This window comes from Pseudoclavibacter sp. RFBG4 (assembly GCF_002931515.1).
Taxonomy (GTDB): Bacteria; Actinomycetota; Actinomycetes; order Actinomycetales; family Microbacteriaceae; genus Pseudoclavibacter.
Genome location: NZ_PSYC01000052.1, coordinates 1 through 18,198, shown reverse-complemented (window position 1 = coordinate 18,198; position 18,198 = coordinate 1). Strand labels below are relative to the sequence as shown.

The following is an 18,198-nucleotide window of genomic DNA, read 5'->3' as shown; positions in this document are numbered from 1 at the left end:
CCTGCCTTACAGCGGCTCGCTCACGTACGACTGCAGTTGCACGCGGAACGCTGCGACCGCATCCACTTCGGGCGCCAGGAGCCACTGCTGCGTCAGCCCGGCCCTGAGGCCGGCGATCTGGACGGCCGCGAGCTCGACGGGAACGTCAGCGCGAGCGTAGAGCCCCTTCTCCTGCAGATCCGTGAGCGCGTCGAACGCCGTCGACCGCAGGAACTCGTACCACCGCGAGATCGAGGTGTGCGCTGGATGCGTCGGTGCCAACGCCTCCGCGGACACGATGCTGAACATCAGGACCCCGTCCGGCTTCGCAACGTCGCGTTCCGCGAGCGCCAGCAATCCGCGCAGGTACGAGAGCCCGGTGGAGAAGTCGAGGCCGACCTCCGCGGCGGCGCGCTGGCCACGGCGCTCGAGGAGCGTCTCGAGCAGCACCGCCTTGTCGGGGAAGTGGTGGAGCACTCCCGTGTGGGACATGCCAGCTTCGACTGCGATCTCTCGGATCGATGCCGCGTTGAAGCCCTTGACCGTGAAGACCCGCATGGCCGCATCCAGAATCTGGTCGCGCCGCGGATGCGGGGTGACGTCCCTCTGCGAGAACCGCGGGACGGGATCGGCGGGTGCTCCTGAGGACATGGCGACCATTCTCCCTTGCCGAGATTGTCTAACACGTGTTAGGTTCGCGACTGAATCGATTCAACTCCCCGAATCCGGTCTCACTCGCGCCCTCGGACCCCACGAGCTGGCGCGGCAGTTCACACCCCGTCGTTGGCAAAGATGCCAGAGAGGTCACAAGATGAACGATCCACGAAGACGAGGGCGACGAGCCGTTGCGCTCGGCGCAGCGCTCACCGTCGCCTGCACGCTCGCCGTGGCCGGCCCAGCCGTCGGCGACGAGCACGCCACCACGACCAGCGCCATCGACCCCACCGAGTTCGCGGAGCCGGGCGTCGACTTCCGACCAGGCGTGCGCTGGTGGTGGCCCGGCAACGCGGCCAGCCAGGAGGACCTGCTCGCGCAGGTCGACTACCTGCATGAGAACGGCTTCGGCGCCGTCGAGATCGTGGCCTTCTCGAAGGGGTTCCTGACCGAGGAGGGCATCGCGGGCAACGGCGGCAACGGCGGCTCGATCTACGACGCCGCCCCCGGCTACGACACGGAGGCCGTGCTCGGCTACGAGTCACCCGAGTACTTCGCGAAGCTCGACGCGGTCATCGCCCGCGCCAACGAGCTCGGCATCACCGTCGACCTCAACATCGGCAGCGGCTACCTCGCAAGCGACGACTCCATCGACCTCGAGGACAGCCAGAACACGATGGCGCTGGGCCGGGCCACCGTTCGGGTGGATGCGGCCGGCGCGCTCACCCTCGTGTCCGGTGACGTCTCGGTGCCGACCGGCACGGGCAAGCTCTCGCTCGGCATCCCCAAGGCAGAGGTCAGCCCGTTCTTCGCCTCGGAGAAGTTCGGCTTCGACTTCGGCGAGTGGAAACCGGAGAACGCGCACCTGAACTCCGTCATGCTCGCCCCGATCACGGGCCAGGGCGCTGACCTGACGACGGCCAACCAGACCCTCACGTCCGACTTCAGCTCGGTCAAGACCTACGAGCAGCAATCGGTGCTCGACCTCGATGCCGCGCAGCTCTCGTACCCGAGCGACGGGCAGACGACCTTCGGCGTCGACACCTCGACCCTCGCGGCGGGCGACTACGAGATCGTCGCGCTCTACAGCGCCACGACGGGCGCGTACGGCTTCAACTCGATCATCGAGAACACGACGACCGACAAGCGCAACTACGTCGTCGACCACCTCAACCCGGTCGCGATCACGAAGCTCGTCAACGGCTGGCTCGGCGAAGCCGCGCTGAACGACATCGTCGAGTCGCGCGACATCCGCGCCGCCTTCAACGACAGCTACGAGTTCTACACCGACCGCCACTACAACGACCTCATCCAGGCCGCGGCGGAGTCGCAGGAGCTGCTCGGCTACAACATCACGCCGTACCTCCCCTCCCTCTACTCCATCTACCAGGACTCGTTCCTCATCGACGGAACCCCGACGGTCAAGCCGGAGTACGCAGCTCTCGGACTGCAGACACCGGAGGTCAGCCGCTTCGGCGGCGGCAGCGGAGTGCCGCTGCTCGCCAGCAACCTCAGCGAAGAGGAGTCGCAGCGCATCGTGCACGACTACGGCGTGCTCCTCAACGACTCGTTCCTCCAGGGCCTCGAGGCCTTCTCGAGCACCCTCGGCGAGTACGGCATCGACTACCGCCAGCAGGCGTACAACCCGCCCATCGACACCCTCAAGTCGTCGCAGTACGTCGACATCCCCGAGACCGAGGGCCTCGACGAATACCAGCTGAAGCGCGTCGCGTCCGGAGCGCACCTCTACGGCAAGAACCTCGTCACCTCGGAGGTCTTCACGCTGGGCTCGGTGCCGTTCCAGATCACGCCGGAGTTCATGAAGCAGGGCTACGACCTCATGGCCACGAGCGGCGTGAACAACTTCTTCTACCACGGGCTCAGCGCCACCTACAGCGGCAACGACGACCCCGCCTTCACGTCCGACGACAACCTCTTCGCCGAGGAAGGCTGGCGAGCCTGGCCCACGATCGGCGTCGAGATGGCCGACACGGCTGGCATCGCCGACTACTACGCGTCGATGAACGACTACGCGTCGCGCGCCAACTACGTCATGCAGTCGGGTACGAACAGCAGCGACGTGGCGATCTACATGCCGCTCTTCGGGGCGCTGGCGAGCGGCGGCGGATTCGGCGGCGGCTCCACGCCGCTCGCGTCCGTCACCACGGCCCAGGCCAACGGCTGGGCGTGGGATGCCATCAACGACGACACCATCCAGACGGGCCTGAGCTGGGACGGCTCGCACCTCGTCGCGAACGGCGGCAACGCATCCTTCGACGCCATGCTCGTCGAGAGCGGCACCGTGCCCCTCGAGACGATGCAGGCGCTGCAGAAGCTGAAGGACGCCGGCGCACCGATCGTCTTCGTCGATGCGGCTCCCGCCGCGCAGCCCGGCTATTCGGGCGGCGACTACGCGGCACTGGATGCTCAGGTGAGCGAGATCGCCGATGCCATGGGCGGTGCCGTCGAGGCAGCCGCCGTCCCCGCGACGCTCGCGGCCTCGGTCGACGCGCCCATCTCCTACGAGGAGAACGCGGACCTCCGCTTCGGGCGCCGCACACTCCCGACCGGAGGCGAGCTCGCGTACGTGCGCAACACCTCCGCGGAGGCGGCAACGGGTGTCAGCCTGACGGTCGCCGACGGCCTCGACTCCTGCTGGTGGCTCGACCCCGAGACGGGCGAGATCTTCGACGCGGAGGTCGACGGCAACGTCGTCTCGGCGACGCTCGACGCGAGCGGAGCGGTTGTCCTGCTCTGCGAGCCAGCAGGCACCGGCATCGCCGATTCCGCCGTCTCCGACGGGACCCCCTCGTCGATCGACACGACCGAGCGCGGTGTCGGACATCAGCTCGGTGCCTTCTCACTCGAGGTCTCGGCCGACAACATCGGCACGAACGCCCCAGGTGAGGCGAGCACGTCCGAGTACACGGGCGAGGTCCTCGGCGACTGGAGCGCCGACGGCTTCCTCGGCAACGAGCTGCGGTACGTCACCGACTCGGGAACGTACCGAACCACGGTCGAGATCCCGGATGCGGCCGACCTCCTCGAGGGCGGTGCGGTGCTGAACCTCGGCACCGTGAACAACGCGGCGACGGTTCGCGTGAACCCCGGCACCGAGCACGAGCTCGTGACGCAGTTGTACGCCGCACCGTACGAGGTCGACATCGCGCCGGCGCTCGTGAACGGCTCCAATGTCATCGAGATCGACGTGCAGCCCGTGCAGAGCAACCGCCGCGAGGGCCTCAAGGAGCTGTACAACAGCGACCCGGTCGCCAACGTGAAGTACCAGGCGTACAACAGCGTGCACGGCGGGTCCGGCCTCATTCCGGCCGGCCTCGTCGGCCCGGTCACGCTGAGCAGCGCCGTCGAGAGCATCGCGGAGCCGAGCCCGACAGGCACGACTGATCCCACGCCGCAGCCGACCTCGACGGACGGTACCGGGACCACGGCGCCGACCACGAGCCCCGGCAACGGCGGCGGGAACGGGTCCGGAAACGGGTCCGGGAACGGCGGCTCCGACGCCGGCGGCCAGGACGGCGACCTCGCCACGACGGGCGTCGACGGCAGCCTCGCCGGCTTCCTCGCCCTCCTCGGGGCTGTGCTCGCTGGCACCGGAGCGGCGTTCCTCATCAAGAAGCGCCGCGGACGCGTGACGAGCGAGTAGCCGCTCTCGGTCCGAACGAGATCGCCCGGACGGTCGTCACAGCCCCAGCTGACGACCCTCCGGGCGATCCCGTTGACACGAGAGGCACGACGATTGAGGTCGCCTCGAAGGCAGTGCAAGCCTGTCGACGGACGCGGCAGCCCTCAGCCGCGGCCTCCGATCGTGCTTGCGCGCTCGTGCAGACTGGGCGGCAGGACGATCGTGCGATGCTCGTGCCGATCACCGAGAGCGATCTCCTCCATGAGCAGCTCCGCGCCCACCCTCCCCATCTCGAGGCCGGGCTGCCCGACACTCGTGATGCGGACTGGGCTGTCGGTCGACATGCGGTTGTTATCGAAGCCGACGACTGCCAGATCCTCCGGCACCGAGACGCCTGCCGCCAGAAGCGGTTGCATGGCCCCGAATGCCAGGGCATCGGACGCGCAGACGAGCGCATCCGGCCGCTCGTGTGGCGGGCGCTCGGCCAGCATCACGCCGAGGCTATGGCCTCCACGAACGGTGATGCGTGGCGTCTCGATGGTCTCGATCTCGACACCTCGACTCTCCTCGCAGGCCCGGAGCACACCTCGCCGACGCGCCGCGACCGCGGAGAGCGAGAACGGGCCACCCGCGAAGACGAGCCTGCGACGCCCGAGCGCGATGACGTGCTTCGCCGCCAGGTAGCCACCAAGCTCTTCGTCGGCCACGACCCCGCAGGCGTCGCCGCTTCCCGGCCAGTTGACCTGCACGACCGGCATGCCCCTGCCCCGCGCGTGCTGCGCGGCGTCGAGCGGAGCGTCGAGTGGAGCCAACAGGATGCCGGCCACCTGTGTCTCCTCGAAGAGCTCGATGTGCCCTGTCTGCTTGGCGAGGTCGACGTCGCTGTTGGCGAGAAGGAGTCGCTTGTGCTTCGTGTCGAAGGCCTCCTCCGCCCCTCTGGCGATGTCGAGGAACAGCGAGTTCGCGAGATCGACGATGACGAAACCGACCGTGTCAGCCCGTCCCATGGCGAGCGATCTCGCCGTCCGATTCCGGACGAAGCCAAGCTCCTCGATGGCGCGCTCGACTCGTTCGCGCGTTCCTGCCGCGACGAGGTTCGGGGTATTGAGCACGTTGGAGACGGTCCCCAATGACACCCCGGCGAGACGCGCGACGTCAGTCATCACTGGCCGCGGTCGATCCCTGGTCTCATTGGTCGTCGGTGACATGGATCAGAACTCTATACGACAGGAAAGTTATCCGTTCGCTTGCGAATCGTGCAGGTTCGTGGTTGTCTTTGAAGCGCTTCAAGCACGCGAGGTCGACTCGCCCAATCAAGGAGGATTCATGAAGCGAACCCCTCGGGTCGCGCCAACGCGCTTGACCCTGACCGCTCTCGCGGGAGTCTCTGTACTCGCGCTCACGGCCTGCTCTGGTGGAGGTGGCGCATCCGTCAGTGACGATGAGTTCTCCGTCTTCATCAACGTGGAGAACACCGAGGTTCCAGCCGTCCTCGAAACCCTAGCCGGGGACACCTGCTCCACCGAAGCCGGCGCGCAGCCACTGAGCGTCGAGACCGTCCCCCAGACGAACCTCGACCAGCAGCTCCAGCTCAAGGCAGGACAGGGGGACCTCCCCGTGCTGTTCTCAGCAGGCAACGCACCTGCCCTGACGCAGACACTCGCGGAGTCGGGCAACATCGCCGACTTCGAAGCGCTGCTAACGGAGTCCGGACAGCTCGACAAGATCGAGCCGGCAGCCGTCTCCACGATCGAGAACCTCTACGGCAGCTTCGCCGTGCTCCCCTTCGAGTACAACGTCGAGGGCATCTGGTACAACAAGACGATCTTCGATGAGCAGGGCATCGCCGAGCCACAGACGTGGGACGAGCTCACCGCGGCCTCGGAGACGCTCGACGCTGCAGGCATTCAGCCGTTCTCCGCGAGTGGAGAGCAGGGGTGGCCGATCACGCGCCTGATCTCGAGCTACCTGTTCCGCACCCTCGGCCCAGACGCGATGCAGAAGGTCGCCGACGGCGAGGCCAAGCTCACCGACCCCGAGTACGTCGAAGCCGCGCAGGCGATCGCCGACCTCGGCGCCGCCGGCTACTTCGGTCAGGGCGTCGGATCGATCGACATGGCGACGTCCGAGAACCAGTTCCTCAACGGCAGCGCCGCGATGTTCTACATGGGCAGCTGGTTCCTCAGCGGCCTCAACGACCCAGAGGCGAACCGGATCGGCGTCGAGAACGTCGGCTTCATGCCCTTCCCCGGCGTCGAAGGCGGCGCAGGCGACCGCTCCCAGCTGGCCGCGAACGTGGGCCTCCCACTCACGATGAACGCCAACGCCACGGGAGAGAACTCCAAAGCATGGCTGAGCTGCATCGTCGAGAACTACGGCAGCACCGCGCTCGCACAGGAGAACCGCGTCTCCGGCTTCGCGCTCTCCGAAGAGGTCGCCGACGTGCCACCGCTGACACAGCTGGTCCAGGACCAGATCGCTGAGACAGAGACCACCGTGCTCTGGTTCGAGGCGCTCTTCTCCCCTGAAGCGACAACCACGAGTCAGCGCAATGCCGCCCAGCTCGTGACGGGCAGCATCACCGCCGAGGACTTCATGGCGCAAGTCCAGGCCGACCTGGGCTAAGTCCCCGCGAGGTGCGGGAGCGTCCGCTCCCGCACCTCCACCGGATTCGGAGATACACATGAAAAACGTGCTCGGCGACAAGCGCACGATCGCCATCCTGCTCGGCCCCGCACTCCTCGTCTACTCAGTCGTGATGCTCGTGCCGGTGCTCGTCTCACTCGGGTACACCCTCTTCGAGGGGAACGCGATCGTCGGCTTCACCTTCGTGGGCTTCGACAACTTCGTGCGACTGTTCGGCGACTCCGAAGTCCACGCAGCCCTCCTCTTCACTCTGAAGTACGCGGTCGTCGTGACCATAGGCCAGGTGCTCTTCGGGTACGGCCTGGCACTGCTCTACGCCTTCGCGCTGAAGCGGGCCTCGGGCCTCATCCGGACACTCGTCTTCTTCCCGGTCGTCATGCCGACCGTCGCCGTGGCCTTGCTCTTCCAGCAGCTCTTCTCCGTCGCCCCCACGCAAGGTGTCGTGAACTCCTTCATCACCTCATTCGGTGGCGTCCCGCTCGACTGGTTCGGCGACGGCGGCAGCGCCTTCGTCGTGATCGCGATCATGGACATCTGGCGCTCCATGGGCTTCTACGGCGTGCTTCTCTACTCAGGGCTCATCGACATCCCCGAAGACGTCATGGAATCCGCCAGACTCGACGGAGCCAGCGGGTGGAAGCTCATCCGCCACATCGTGCTTCCGCTCTCGCTGCCCGTCCTCATCTCCTCGCTGATCTTCTCGATCAACGGAACGCTCAAGGTGTTCGACAGCGTGCTCGCACTCACGAACGGCGGGCCCGGCAGCACCACGAGCCCCCTGACGATCGCGATGTTCGACCAGTCCTTCACCTACGGCCAGTACGGCTACGGCTCGACGATCGCGATGCTCCTGACGATGGTGTGCCTCGCCGTCACGTTCGTCGTCTTCCGCGGGGCCGCCCGCAACCGACAGAAGGCCGCATCATGACCACGACCAACAGCTTCTCGCCGGCCCGTGTCCGCCGGCTGCTCGGCCGGATCCCGGTCTGGATCGGCGTCGCCTTCCTCCTCGTCATCGTCGGCTACCCGCTGCTCTGGCTCCTCCTCGGCTCCTTCAAGACGCAGCGCGAGTTTCTCGAAGAACCCACCTGGGCGATGCCGGAGCAATGGAACTTCGACAACTACAGCGTCGCGTGGGAGACGGCCGGCCTCGGCCAGACGTTCCTGAACAGCGCAGTCGCCGTCCTGCCCTCGCTCTTCCTGATGCTCCTCCTCGGCACGGCCGCGGCGTTCGCGCTGGAGGTCATGGTGTGGAAGGGGCGCAGCAACGTGCTGCTCATCTTCCTCGCCGGCATCATGGTGCCGACCCAGATGATCCTGCTCCCGCTCTTCAGCGCCTACTTCCAGATCGGCCTCACCGGCACCCTCTGGACGCTGATCATCACCTACACAGCGACCGGGCTCCCGCTGACCGTGTTCCTGATGGCGACCTACTTCCAATCCATCCCCAGAGAGATCTTCGAAGCGGCGACCATCGACGGAGCATCCGTCATCAGGCAGTTCTTCTCCATCGGACTGCCGATGATGAAGAACGGCCTGTTCACCGTCGGGCTCGTGCAGTTCTTCTTCTTCTGGAACGACCTGCTCATCGCGCTCACCTTCGCGAACTCCGGCAGCATCCGCACGCTGCAGCTCGGCCTCCTCAACTTCAACGGGAACTTCGGCACGACGCAGTACGGTCCGCTCTTCGCGGCCGTCAGCATCAACGTGTTCGCACTCCTGATCGTCTACCTCATCCTCAATCAGCGAATCCAGAAGGGCCTCACGGCCGGAGCGGTCAAGGGATGAGCATCAACACTCCGAACAGGAACACCGTGCACGTCACTCCCCCCACGATCGAGCACCTCCGCGAGAGCATCGGCATCGGCACCCCCACCCCTCGACTCAGCTGGAAGATCAGCGCCGCTCCCGGGTGGACACAAGATGCCTGGGAGCTCGAAGTGGATCGCGGCGGGCAGCTCAGCCGGTCAGGTGGTCGAGGCCACGAGCAGGTTCTCGTGTCGTGGCCGTTCGAGCCGCTTCGCTCGCGTGAGTCAGCAGCCATCCGTGTCCGCGTGCTCGGCGGCGGCACGTGGTCCGCCTGGAGCGACGCCACAACGGTCGAGGTCGGCCTCCTCGAGGAGGCCGACTGGCAGGCAATGCCCGTCGGCGCAGCCTGGGAGGAGGAGGCCGGGACCGACCGGAGGCCATCCCTCGTCCGCCGCGAGTTCCACCTCGCGAAGCCCGTCCGAAGCGCCCGCCTGTACGTCACCGCGCACGGTCTCTACGAAGCGGAGATCAACGGGCAGCGCGTGGGCGACCACGAGCTGTCTCCAGGCTGGACGAAGTACGACGACCGCCTCATCTACTGGACCTTCGACGTCACCCAGCACGTCCAGCAGGGCGCGAACGTCATCGGCGCCTGGCTCGGGGACGGCTGGTACCGCGGCCGGCTCGGCTTCAACGGCGGCTACCACGACCTCTACGGCACCGACCAGTCCCTCATCGCTCAGCTCGAGATCGAGCACACCGACGACTCCCGCCACGTCGTCGCGACCGACGCCGATTGGGTAGCGGCGCTCAGCCCGATGACCAGCACCGGCCTCTATGACGGCGAGAAGCACGACACCCGCGAGGAACAGGACGGGTGGAGCACACCCGGTGCCTCCGATGACGGATGGACCCCCGTCAAAGTCCGCTCTCGCGACGCCGCCACTCTTGTCGCGCCGTCGCTCCCGCCGGTGCGATGCACGCAGGAGATCGAGCCTGTCTCGGTCACCCGAACCGCAGAGGACTCCCACCTCATCGACTTCGGGCAGAACCTCGTCGGTCGGCTCCGCGTTGAAGTCGACGGGCCGGCCGGACACCGCATCGAGCTGCGTCACGCCGAGGTGCTCGAGCACGGCGAGCTGGGCGTCCGCCCGCTCCGCCTCGCTGACGCCCACGACATCATCACCCTGGATGGCCGCGGCCCGCGCCTGTGGGAGCCGAAGTTCACCTTCCATGGCTTCCGCTATGCCGTCATCACCGGCCTTGCGGAGCTGCCCGTCGGAGGTGTGATCGCGCGCGTGCTGCACAACGACATGGAGCGCACGGGAACGCTCACCACCTCATCCGATGACCTGAACCGGCTGCACGAGAACGTCGTCTGGGGCATGCGCGGCAACTTCCTGTCGATCCCCATGGATTGCCCGCAGCGCGACGAGCGGCTCGGCTGGACGGGCGACATCCAGGTCTTCGCCCCCACCGCGTCCTTCCTCTACGACTGCGCCGGGTTCCTGGAGAGCTGGCTCGCGGACCTCGCCCTCGAGCAGCTGCCCGACGGCACCGTGCCGTGGTTCGTGCCCGTCGTCCCGGGCGGGCCCACCTGGACCCCAATCGAGACCGGCGCTGTGTGGGGCGACGCCTCTGTGCTCACTCCTCTGGTGCTGCACGAGCGATTCGGCGACCGTGGCATCCTCGCGCGTCAGTTCGAAAGCGGGCGAGCTTGGGTCGACCGGATGATCCTCCAGTCGGGCGACTCGCGACTCTGGAAGTCGGCACACCAGCTCGGAGACTGGCTGGACCCTGCTGCTCCGCCTCATGACCCGGCAGACGGGCAGACCGACAAGTACCTCGTCGCCTCTGCGTACTTCGCATACACGACGAGGCGTCTCGCCGACATCGCCATCACCCTCGGCCGAACCTCGGAAGCGAGCAGGTACGCGACGATCGCGTCCCAGGCGCGCGACGCATTCCGCGGCGAGTACGTCGTGGATGGCGGCCTGCTCACGAGTGACGCGCAGACCGCATATGCACTCGCCATACGCTTCGACCTCCTCTCGGCCTCGGAGAAGCAGGTTGCCGGTGCACGGCTGGCCCAGCTCGTGCGCGAGGCGGGCCACCGCATCGCGACGGGTTTCGCCGGAACGCCCGTCATCAGCGACGCCCTCACCGCAACCGGGCACCTCGACGATGCGTACGCACTGCTCCTCGAGGACTCGTGCCCGTCCTGGCTCTACACCGTGCGCATGGGCGGCACCACGATCTGGGAACGGTGGGATTCGATGCTCCCCGACGGCAGCATCAACCCGGGTGAGATGACCAGCTTCAACCACTACGCGCTGGGCTCCGTGGCCGATTGGATGCACCGCACCATCGGGGGGCTGGCTCCCGCGCAGCCTGGCTATCGGCGGGTCGTCTGGGCGCCACAGCCCGGCGGCGACCTCACGAGCGCGACGATCGCCTTCGATTCCAGGTACGGGAGGATCACTGGCTCGTGGACGCGAACCCTCGAGGGGGTCAGCTACGAGCTGCAGCTTCCGACCGGCGTCACGGGGCAGGTACGACTCCCAGGGGCCGATGAGCGATTCGAGCTCGTGTCTGGCGCGAAGTTCGAGCACCGCGTCGCGGCCCCCGCACTCGAGACGCGGGTGCGATAGGGAGAGCGGGCTCACCGTGTCCGGAACGATCTCCCTCGCACGCGACCCCAGAGCGCAGCTCGTGCTCGGGACGCTCGGTTTCGGCACGAAGCAGAACCGGGATGCTTCGTTCGCCCTCCTCGATACCTTCGTCGAGGAGGGCGGGCGGACCATCGACACGGCACACGTGTATGGCAATTGGGAGCATGCGGCCCCGCCGAGTGCGAGCGAACGCATGCTCGGTGCATGGCTGTCGTCCAGGGGCATGCGCACAGTTGTCAACGCCACGACCAAGATCGGCCACCCCTCACTGGATGACCCCGAGGTGACGCGCCTCGACCCCGAGTCACTGCGCCTCGACATCGAGGAGGCACGCGACAACCTCGGGCTCGAGACGATCCCTTTGGTGTACCTGCACCGGGACAGCACCGCGATACCCGTCGAAGAGCTCCTGGAGCCGCTGGAGGGGTTCACCCGAGCAGGTCTCATCGGTGGGTACGGCGCCTCGAACTGGACGACCACGCGTCTTCAGGAGAGCCGTGTGGTCGCGGCGGCTCGCGGGTGGACCGGATTCGTGGTCAACCAGCCCAGCTGGGGACTCGCGCGCCCACTCGAGACGGCACTCCCGACCGGGATGGTGGCGATGGACGGGACGATGCATCGCTTCCACGAGCAGTCGGGCCTTCCCGCCAGCCCCTACTCGTCGCAGTCGAAGGGGTATTTCTCGCGCTGGAGGCGCGGTCCAGCTGACGCGACGGTTCGGCTTTTCCACGACAACCACAACAGGGCGACAGCACTGCTGCTCGACGAACTCGCGCCTCTCTACGGCATACCCGCGACCGAGTTGTCGGTCGCCGTTCTCCTCGCCTCGGCGTTTCCAGTCGCTCCGGTCATTGGCGCTGGCACCGTCGAGCAGCTGCGATCCAGCTTCCGCGCCGCCTCGGTGGGCGTGTCTGCGGCCCACCTCGAGGCCGTTCGCGCGCTTTGCAGATTGCCCGTTGTGTAACGGCATGGCGACTGATAATTTCGTGTCACCCGGATGTTGAAGCGTTTCAACACATCGCTGCGTTCACCGACGAACGCTCCATCCGCGTGCCTCCACTCCCGATGAAGCACCTCAACGAAGAGAACGGAAGATCGCACTTGATATCGAAGACCCCCCACAGCAGAGGCCGATCATTCAAGGCCGCGACAGCCCTGACGCTCGGCACCTGCCTCCTCGCAGGATCCTTCGTGAGCGCGCAGCTCGCCATCGCCGCTCCGACCGACACCATTCCCGTCGCTCTTCAAGTCGACCGCCAGGAGTCCCCCGTCCTGGTCGACTCCACACCGAGCTTCAGCTGGCAGATGGATGCGGCGCATCGCGGCGCCGCACAGACCGCCTACCGCCTCGTGGTCGCGACCTCGGCCGAGAAGGCCTCCAACGGCGAGGGTGACGTCTGGGATTCCGGCGTCGTCGAATCGAACGCCAGCTCAGCGGTTGCCTACGCTGGCCCCGCGCTGTCGCCGAAGACCAGCTACTTCTGGGCCGTGCAGGTGACGGATGAGCGCGGGGAGACGCTGCCCACCGCCACGTCGTCCTTCCGAACCGGCCTCAAGGCGACCGACGGGAGCACAGGTTGGAACGGCGCCCAGTGGATCACCCAGCCAGGCGCCGAGCCCTCGCTCGCTGACGATCGCTCGCTCGCAACGACGTTCGATGTCTCGACGAGATTCCAGATCCTGCAGGGGTCCGCCGGCCTCACGTTCAACGGGGTCGACGACGACTTCATCCTGCTCAACGTGGCTGAGGTCGACGGTCAGTACCGGCTCAAGCTGCACGAGGGCAACGCACAGGGCATCCGAGACTTCACCCGCGACAACGGCGCGGCCGAGAATCCGGAAAGCCCCCGTGGCTTCGACCCCGTGAATGTCGACGTCGCACTCGACGGCTTCGACCCCGCCGCCGAGCACACGCTCACGGCGAGCCTCGTCGGAGGCGGAGGGGTCTTCCCCTCCGGGTCGACGTGGAAGATCAGCCTCGACGGTGCAGTGCTCGCCGAGTTCGAGCTGCCGGGCAACCGGCAGATGGTGCGAGCGGGTCTTGTCGGCCTGTACAACGACAACGGGACGAGCGCCAAGTACACCGATGTCTCCCTGACGGTGCCCGATGCGGCCGAGAAGCTCGACGAGACCCAAGCGAAGCTCACCGCAGATCCCAGCGCATCCGCCTTCGCTGAAGCCGACGGTGCGAAGATCGCCGACGGCTGGATCACGGTTGCGGACAGTCTCGCTCAGGAGTCCGACACAAGTGCGTCAGATGGCCTCTTCCGCGAGGAGTTCACCACCAGCGGGAAGACAGTCGAGTCGGCCCACCTCTACGCGAGCGCCCTCGGCATCTACGAATTCGAGCTCAACGGCGAGAAGGTCGGTGACTCCTACCTCGCGCCTGGCACCTCCGACTTCTTCAAGACAGCGCTCTACAACGCCTACGACGTGACCGATCAGATCGCGGCCGGCGACAACGCGATCGGCGCACAGGTCAGCGATGGCTGGTACTCGGGGTCCTTCGGCGCGCTGCAGAAGCCCTACGGAGCGCAACCGGCGCTCATGGCGAACCTCGAGATCACGTACACCGACGGCAGCACCGAGTCGGTCGCGACGGGACCCAATTGGTCGTACTTCGGCGAGGGCCCCATCACCGACAGCAACCTCATGGACGGCGAGAACTACGACGCTCGGCTCGAGCCAGCAGTCGCCGGATGGTCGCAGGGCGGCTTCGATGAATCAGGCTGGGCAACACCCGCAACCACCTCGCTGCCCGCAGGACTCAAGGTCGTCGGCGACAGCGCATCCGCGATCAAGAAGGTCGAGGAGCTCTCGCCCGTCTCCCGCACGGTCGATGCAAACGGCAACCTCGTCTTCGACTTCGGCAAGAACATCGTCGGCAACGTCGCGATCAACGTGTCTGGGCCCGCCGGTTCGACCGTCGAGCTCAACTACGGCGAGATGCTGAACGACAACAGCGCAACAGCCGACGGCCCCGCGGGCACGATCTACAACGAGAACTTCCGCTCGGCGAAGGCCAACGACTTCTACACGATCGGCGACTCGGGCTCCGGCTCGTTCGAGCCGACGTTCACCATGCACGGCTTCCGCTACCTCGAGGTCTCCGGCTTCGACGGATTCGACGCGAACTCTGTCGGCACAGGCGACGTCACGGCGCACGTGCTGAGCTCAGCCACCGAGCTGACGATGGACCTCGAGACGTCGAGCGACGGTCTCAACGCCCTGCACGAGAACACGATCAACGGCCTGCGCGGCAACTTCAACTCGATCCCGACCGACACTCCGGCGCGGGACGAGCGGATGGGCTGGCTCGGCGACATCCAGGTGTTCACGTCGACCGCGTCCATGACCGCGGATGTGCGCAACTTCCTGCAGAAGTACACGGAACTCGACCTCGCGGATGCGCAGTTCGCGGACGGTCAGTACCCACGCTTCGCGCCCTATCACTCCGGCTGGGAGTTCGTGCACGGCACGTCCGATCCGTGGACAGACGCCAGCATCATCGTGCCCTACGAGCTGTGGAGGGCGTACGGCGACACCGAGATCCTCGAGGTCAACTACGAGCAGATGAGTGCCTACGCGACGGCGCTCAACGAGGGCCCGCGCGGGTTCGTGCTCGGCGACTGGCTGTCGTTCGCGAAGACCGACACCGAGTTCGTGATGCAGGCGTACAAGGTGCACACGATCGCGCTCATGGCCGAGGCAGCAGAGGCCCTCGGCAAGACCGAGGACGCGCAGAAGTTCCGCGGCTGGCACCAGGAGTGGAAGAACACCTTCGTCGCCACCTACTTCCCGAGCGGTGGCTCGCAGATCGAAGGCGTCGACCTCGAGACGCAGGCCGCCTACGCCATCGTGCTCGACTTCGGCCTCTACCCGGATGGCAGCCAGGCTGGGCTCGCCGAGCGCCTCGCACAGCTGAGTCTCGCGGGCGAGAACGGCGAGCCCGCGCTCACGACGGGCTTCCTCGGCACCCCCGCCATCCTGCCGGCGCTCTCCGGCAGCGGCCAGCTCGACGCCGCCTACGACCTCGTGCTCAGCAACGCCTACCCGAGCTGGCTGTACACGGTCGACCAGGGCGCCACGACCTACTGGGAGCGCTGGAACTCATACACGCTCGAGGACGGCTTCGGCGACGTGAGCATGAACTCGTACAACCACTACGCCTACGGCGCGGTCAGCGAGTGGATCTACAACACGGTCGCCGGCATCAACCAGGACCCGGCGAACCCCGGTTATCAGCACTCCGTGCTCAAGCCGCAGCCGGATGCCGACGGCCGCGTCACGTGGTCGAACGCCGCGTTCACCACGAACTACGGCACGCTCGTCTCCGACTGGACGACCGAGAACGGCGCGTTCGAGTACCACGTCGAGGTTCCCGCGAACTCGTCCGCGACGGTCTACGTGCCAGTTGCCGACGAGAGCATGACCGTACTTGAGGGCGGACTCGCCGCGGCCGACGCCGAGGGCGTCACGCTTGTGGGCATCGAGAACGGGACTGCCCAGCTCGAAGTCACTTCCGGCAGCTTCGATTTCACGGTCGGTGTCGCCCCGGAGCCGACGACGGAGCCCACGCCGCAGCCGACCTCGACGGACGGCACCGGGACCACCGCGCCGACGTCGAGCCCCGGGAACGGTGCCGGTGACGGCGGCGACAACGGGTCCGGCAACGGTTCGGGCAACGGCGGATCCGACGCCGGCGGCCAGGACGGCGACCTCGCAACGACGGGCGTCGACGGCAGCCTCGCCGGCTTCCTCGCCCTCCTCGGGGCTGTGCTCGCCGGCACCGGGGCGGCGTTCCTCATCAAGAAGCGCCGCGGACGCGTGACGAGCGAGTAGCCGCAAGGGGACTCAGGAAAACGCCCGGGCGGATGGGCTGGCACTCACCAGTTCATCCGCCCGGGCTCTTTCTGCACCTTCAACTGCTCTGCCTACCCAAGAGCGACCTGGAGCGCGACCGCGCCTTCGCCACAGCTCTCGACCGCGCACTTGGCGAACTCCCCCGACGCCAATAGCGTGGCCCGCGACACGAGGTGTTCGCGCTCACCCGAGCACCAAGCCAGCTCGCCCCGCGCAAGGAGTCCCGATGAAGGTCACCACCACGACCCTGGAGATGCTCGAGCAGCCCCGAGACGAGCCTCGGGCGTTTCCCGACGACGTCCGCCTCGACCGTGCGGGTTCGATCTCGCCGGAGTACGCACGGTTCCTCTACGGACTCGTCGGCGGGCCATGGTTCTGGACGGAGCGGCTCGACTGGACGAGGCGCCAGTGGGTGGATGAGCTCGCGGAGCCAGGGACCGAGTTCTGGATCCTCTACGGCGACGGCAATCCGCTCGGGTACGTCCACCTTCAGCCGAAGCCGTCCGACAAGGGAACCGAGGTGGAGATCCGGTACTTCGGCCTCGCCGAGGCGGCCCAGGGTCGCGGACTCGGGGGACGATTGCTCGAGCACGGCGTCCTCGCCGCGTGGACGCTGCCGGAGCACGCCCAGCTCGCACCCGTCTCACGGGTCTGGGTGCACACCTGCACCCTCGACGGCCCGCTGGCCCTGGCGAACTACCAAGCACGTGGATTCGTGATCACCGGAACCGAGGAGACCTTCGAGGACCTCCCAGATCGACCGCTCGGGTCCTGGGTTTCCACGGGTGGGCGGGCCGCGCAGCCATGATCGCCGAACACAGGGGAGCAGCGGCTAGCGTGAAACGCATGCCGGATGCTCTGCCAGACCAGCCCACGCACGACGCGCCACGCGCCCCTGTGCCCGACCGAACCACTGGGATGCGAGCGGTCGTGAACTCGACGGATGGCGGCCCGCGGAGCTTGCAGCTCCGCGAGGTACCGGTCCCGCACCGAGCTCCCGGTCACGTGCTCGTCGAGGTGCGGGCGGCTGGCGTCGCGTTCCCCGACGTGCTGCAGTCGCGCAGCGAGTACCAGCACCGCATCCCGACTCCGTTTGTGCTCGGTAGCGAGTTCGCGGGAGTTGTCGCCGAGGCCGGCGAAGATTCCGGGTTCGCAGAGGGCGACCGGGTCTTCGGCGTCGCCAGCCATGGCGCCTTCGCCGAGTACGTCGTCGCACCGGCCGACCGGGTGCTGCCGCTGCCCGACTCGATCAGCTTCGTGGATGCCGCGGCGCTGCCCATCAACCTCCTGAGCGCCGACTTCGCCCTCCGCGACCGCGGGCAGGTGCGGGCAGGGGAGACCGTCCTCATCCAGGGGGCCGCTGGCGGGCTCGGCGTCGCGCTCATCCAGCAGGCGAAGCTCATCGGCGCCACCGTCATCGCCGTCGTCTCGACCGAGGAGAAGGCTGCGCTCGCACGCTCGGTCGGCGCAGACCACACGGTCTTCGCCGCAGACTTCCTCACCGAGGTCCGCCAGCTCACCGACCATCGCGGCGTCGACGTCGTCCTCGACCCCGTCGGCGGCGACCGCTTCACCGACTCCCTGCGGTGCCTCGCGAAGCGCGGGCGCCTCGTCGTGCTCGGCTTCACCGGCGGCAGCATCCCGACCGTCAAGACCAACCGGCTGCTGCTTGGCAACATCTCCGTCGTCGGCGCGGCTTGGGAGGGGCTCATGCCCGAGTGCCTCGTGTCGCTCCCCGAGCAGTGGGCACGGCTCTCGCCCGCCGTCGAGCGCGGCGAGCTGCGCGCCTCGATCACCGCGGTCGTCCCCCTCCGCGAAGCAGCCGAGACCGTCGCGAGCCTCGAGGAGCGCCGCGCCCGCGGCAAGGTCGTGATCGACCTCGGCCTGGAGTAGGCGGACGCCGCGAGCTGCGCGGGGGCTCACGAGACGACGCGCCCCTCGACTCACCCCCTCGCCCGATGCCAGACTCGGATGATGACCGGCCCCACCGCC

Annotated in this window: 11 protein-coding genes; 9 read left to right on the top strand and 2 right to left on the bottom strand. The window is 67.2% G+C overall.

The features are described from left to right. Nucleotides 1-6: 6 nt before the first annotated feature. Entirely contained in the window at nucleotides 7-630 is a 624-nt protein-coding gene (locus C5E10_RS17360) for a TetR/AcrR family transcriptional regulator (protein WP_181062819.1), read from the bottom strand. A 160-nt stretch (nucleotides 631-790) separates the two neighbouring features. Between C5E10_RS17360 and C5E10_RS17355 the strand changes: the two genes are divergently transcribed. Further along, complete coding sequence (locus C5E10_RS17355; RefSeq protein ID WP_104332706.1) at nucleotides 791-4,297, top strand: glycosyl hydrolase; 3,507 nt, start codon at nucleotides 791-793, stop codon at nucleotides 4,295-4,297. Nucleotides 4,298-4,440: 143 nt separating this feature from the next. On the opposite strand, the gene C5E10_RS17350 is transcribed toward C5E10_RS17355, so the two are convergent. Then, nucleotides 4,441-5,439: a LacI family DNA-binding transcriptional regulator gene (locus C5E10_RS17350; RefSeq protein ID WP_228503047.1), complete on the bottom strand. Its 999-nt coding sequence runs from the start codon at nucleotides 5,437-5,439 to the stop codon at nucleotides 4,441-4,443. A gap of 163 nt (nucleotides 5,440-5,602) precedes the next feature. On the opposite strand from C5E10_RS17350, the gene C5E10_RS17345 reads away from it, so the two are divergent. From C5E10_RS17345 to C5E10_RS17310, 8 genes are all read left to right on the top strand, one after another. Continuing rightward, nucleotides 5,603-6,901: an ABC transporter substrate-binding protein gene (locus C5E10_RS17345; RefSeq protein WP_104332704.1), complete on the top strand. Its 1,299-nt coding sequence runs from the start codon at nucleotides 5,603-5,605 to the stop codon at nucleotides 6,899-6,901. Between the two features lie 58 nt (nucleotides 6,902-6,959). After that, nucleotides 6,960-7,850, top strand: coding sequence for a carbohydrate ABC transporter permease (locus C5E10_RS17340; protein ID WP_104244605.1), 891 nt, complete (start codon nucleotides 6,960-6,962; stop codon nucleotides 7,848-7,850). After that, the gene (locus C5E10_RS17335) at nucleotides 7,847-8,710 is read left to right on the top strand and encodes a carbohydrate ABC transporter permease (protein ID WP_104332703.1); all 864 of its coding nucleotides are present in this window, start codon (nucleotides 7,847-7,849) and stop codon (nucleotides 8,708-8,710) included. Before C5E10_RS17340 ends, C5E10_RS17335 begins: the two co-directional genes overlap by 4 nt. Next, nucleotides 8,707-11,322 (top strand): alpha-L-rhamnosidase, encoded by a 2,616-nt coding sequence (locus C5E10_RS17330; protein ID WP_258071199.1) that lies wholly within the window; start codon nucleotides 8,707-8,709, stop codon nucleotides 11,320-11,322. The genes C5E10_RS17335 and C5E10_RS17330 overlap by 4 nt, the downstream gene beginning before the upstream one ends. A gap of 16 nt (nucleotides 11,323-11,338) precedes the next feature. Further along, nucleotides 11,339-12,307 carry an aldo/keto reductase gene (locus C5E10_RS17325; protein WP_181062818.1) on the top strand — a complete coding sequence of 323 codons (969 nt, stop codon included), beginning with the start codon at nucleotides 11,339-11,341 and terminating at the stop codon, nucleotides 12,305-12,307. A gap of 227 nt (nucleotides 12,308-12,534) precedes the next feature. Then, a complete protein-coding gene (locus C5E10_RS17320) occupies nucleotides 12,535-16,185 on the top strand; it encodes a family 78 glycoside hydrolase catalytic domain (protein WP_146080327.1) in 3,651 nt (1,216 codons plus the stop codon). Nucleotides 16,186-16,432: 247 nt separating this feature from the next. Then, on the top strand, nucleotides 16,433-17,014 hold the full coding sequence (locus C5E10_RS17315) for a GNAT family N-acetyltransferase (protein WP_104332700.1): 582 nt from the start codon (nucleotides 16,433-16,435) through the stop codon (nucleotides 17,012-17,014). Between the two features lie 38 nt (nucleotides 17,015-17,052). After that, a complete protein-coding gene (locus C5E10_RS17310; RefSeq protein WP_258071197.1) occupies nucleotides 17,053-18,099 on the top strand; it encodes an NADPH:quinone oxidoreductase family protein in 1,047 nt (348 codons plus the stop codon). Nucleotides 18,100-18,198: the final 99 nt, after the last annotated feature.

Excerpts from the sequence above, each read along its gene's own strand:
- C5E10_RS17360 (WP_181062819.1), bottom strand. The coding sequence starts at position 630 with ATGTCCTCAGGAGCACCCGCCGATCCCGTCCCGCGGTTCTCGCAGAGG.
- C5E10_RS17355 (WP_104332706.1), top strand. The coding sequence starts at position 791 with ATGAACGATCCACGAAGACGAGGGCGACGAGCCGTTGCGCTCGGCGCA.
- C5E10_RS17350 (WP_228503047.1), bottom strand. The coding sequence starts at position 5,439 with ATGACTGACGTCGCGCGTCTCGCCGGGGTGTCATTGGGGACCGTCTCC.
- C5E10_RS17345 (WP_104332704.1), top strand. The coding sequence starts at position 5,603 with ATGAAGCGAACCCCTCGGGTCGCGCCAACGCGCTTGACCCTGACCGCT.
- C5E10_RS17340 (WP_104244605.1), top strand. The coding sequence starts at position 6,960 with ATGAAAAACGTGCTCGGCGACAAGCGCACGATCGCCATCCTGCTCGGC.
- C5E10_RS17335 (WP_104332703.1), top strand. The coding sequence starts at position 7,847 with ATGACCACGACCAACAGCTTCTCGCCGGCCCGTGTCCGCCGGCTGCTC.
- C5E10_RS17330 (WP_258071199.1), top strand. The coding sequence starts at position 8,707 with ATGAGCATCAACACTCCGAACAGGAACACCGTGCACGTCACTCCCCCC.
- C5E10_RS17315 (WP_104332700.1), top strand. The coding sequence starts at position 16,433 with ATGAAGGTCACCACCACGACCCTGGAGATGCTCGAGCAGCCCCGAGAC.
- C5E10_RS17310 (WP_258071197.1), top strand. The coding sequence starts at position 17,053 with ATGCCGGATGCTCTGCCAGACCAGCCCACGCACGACGCGCCACGCGCC.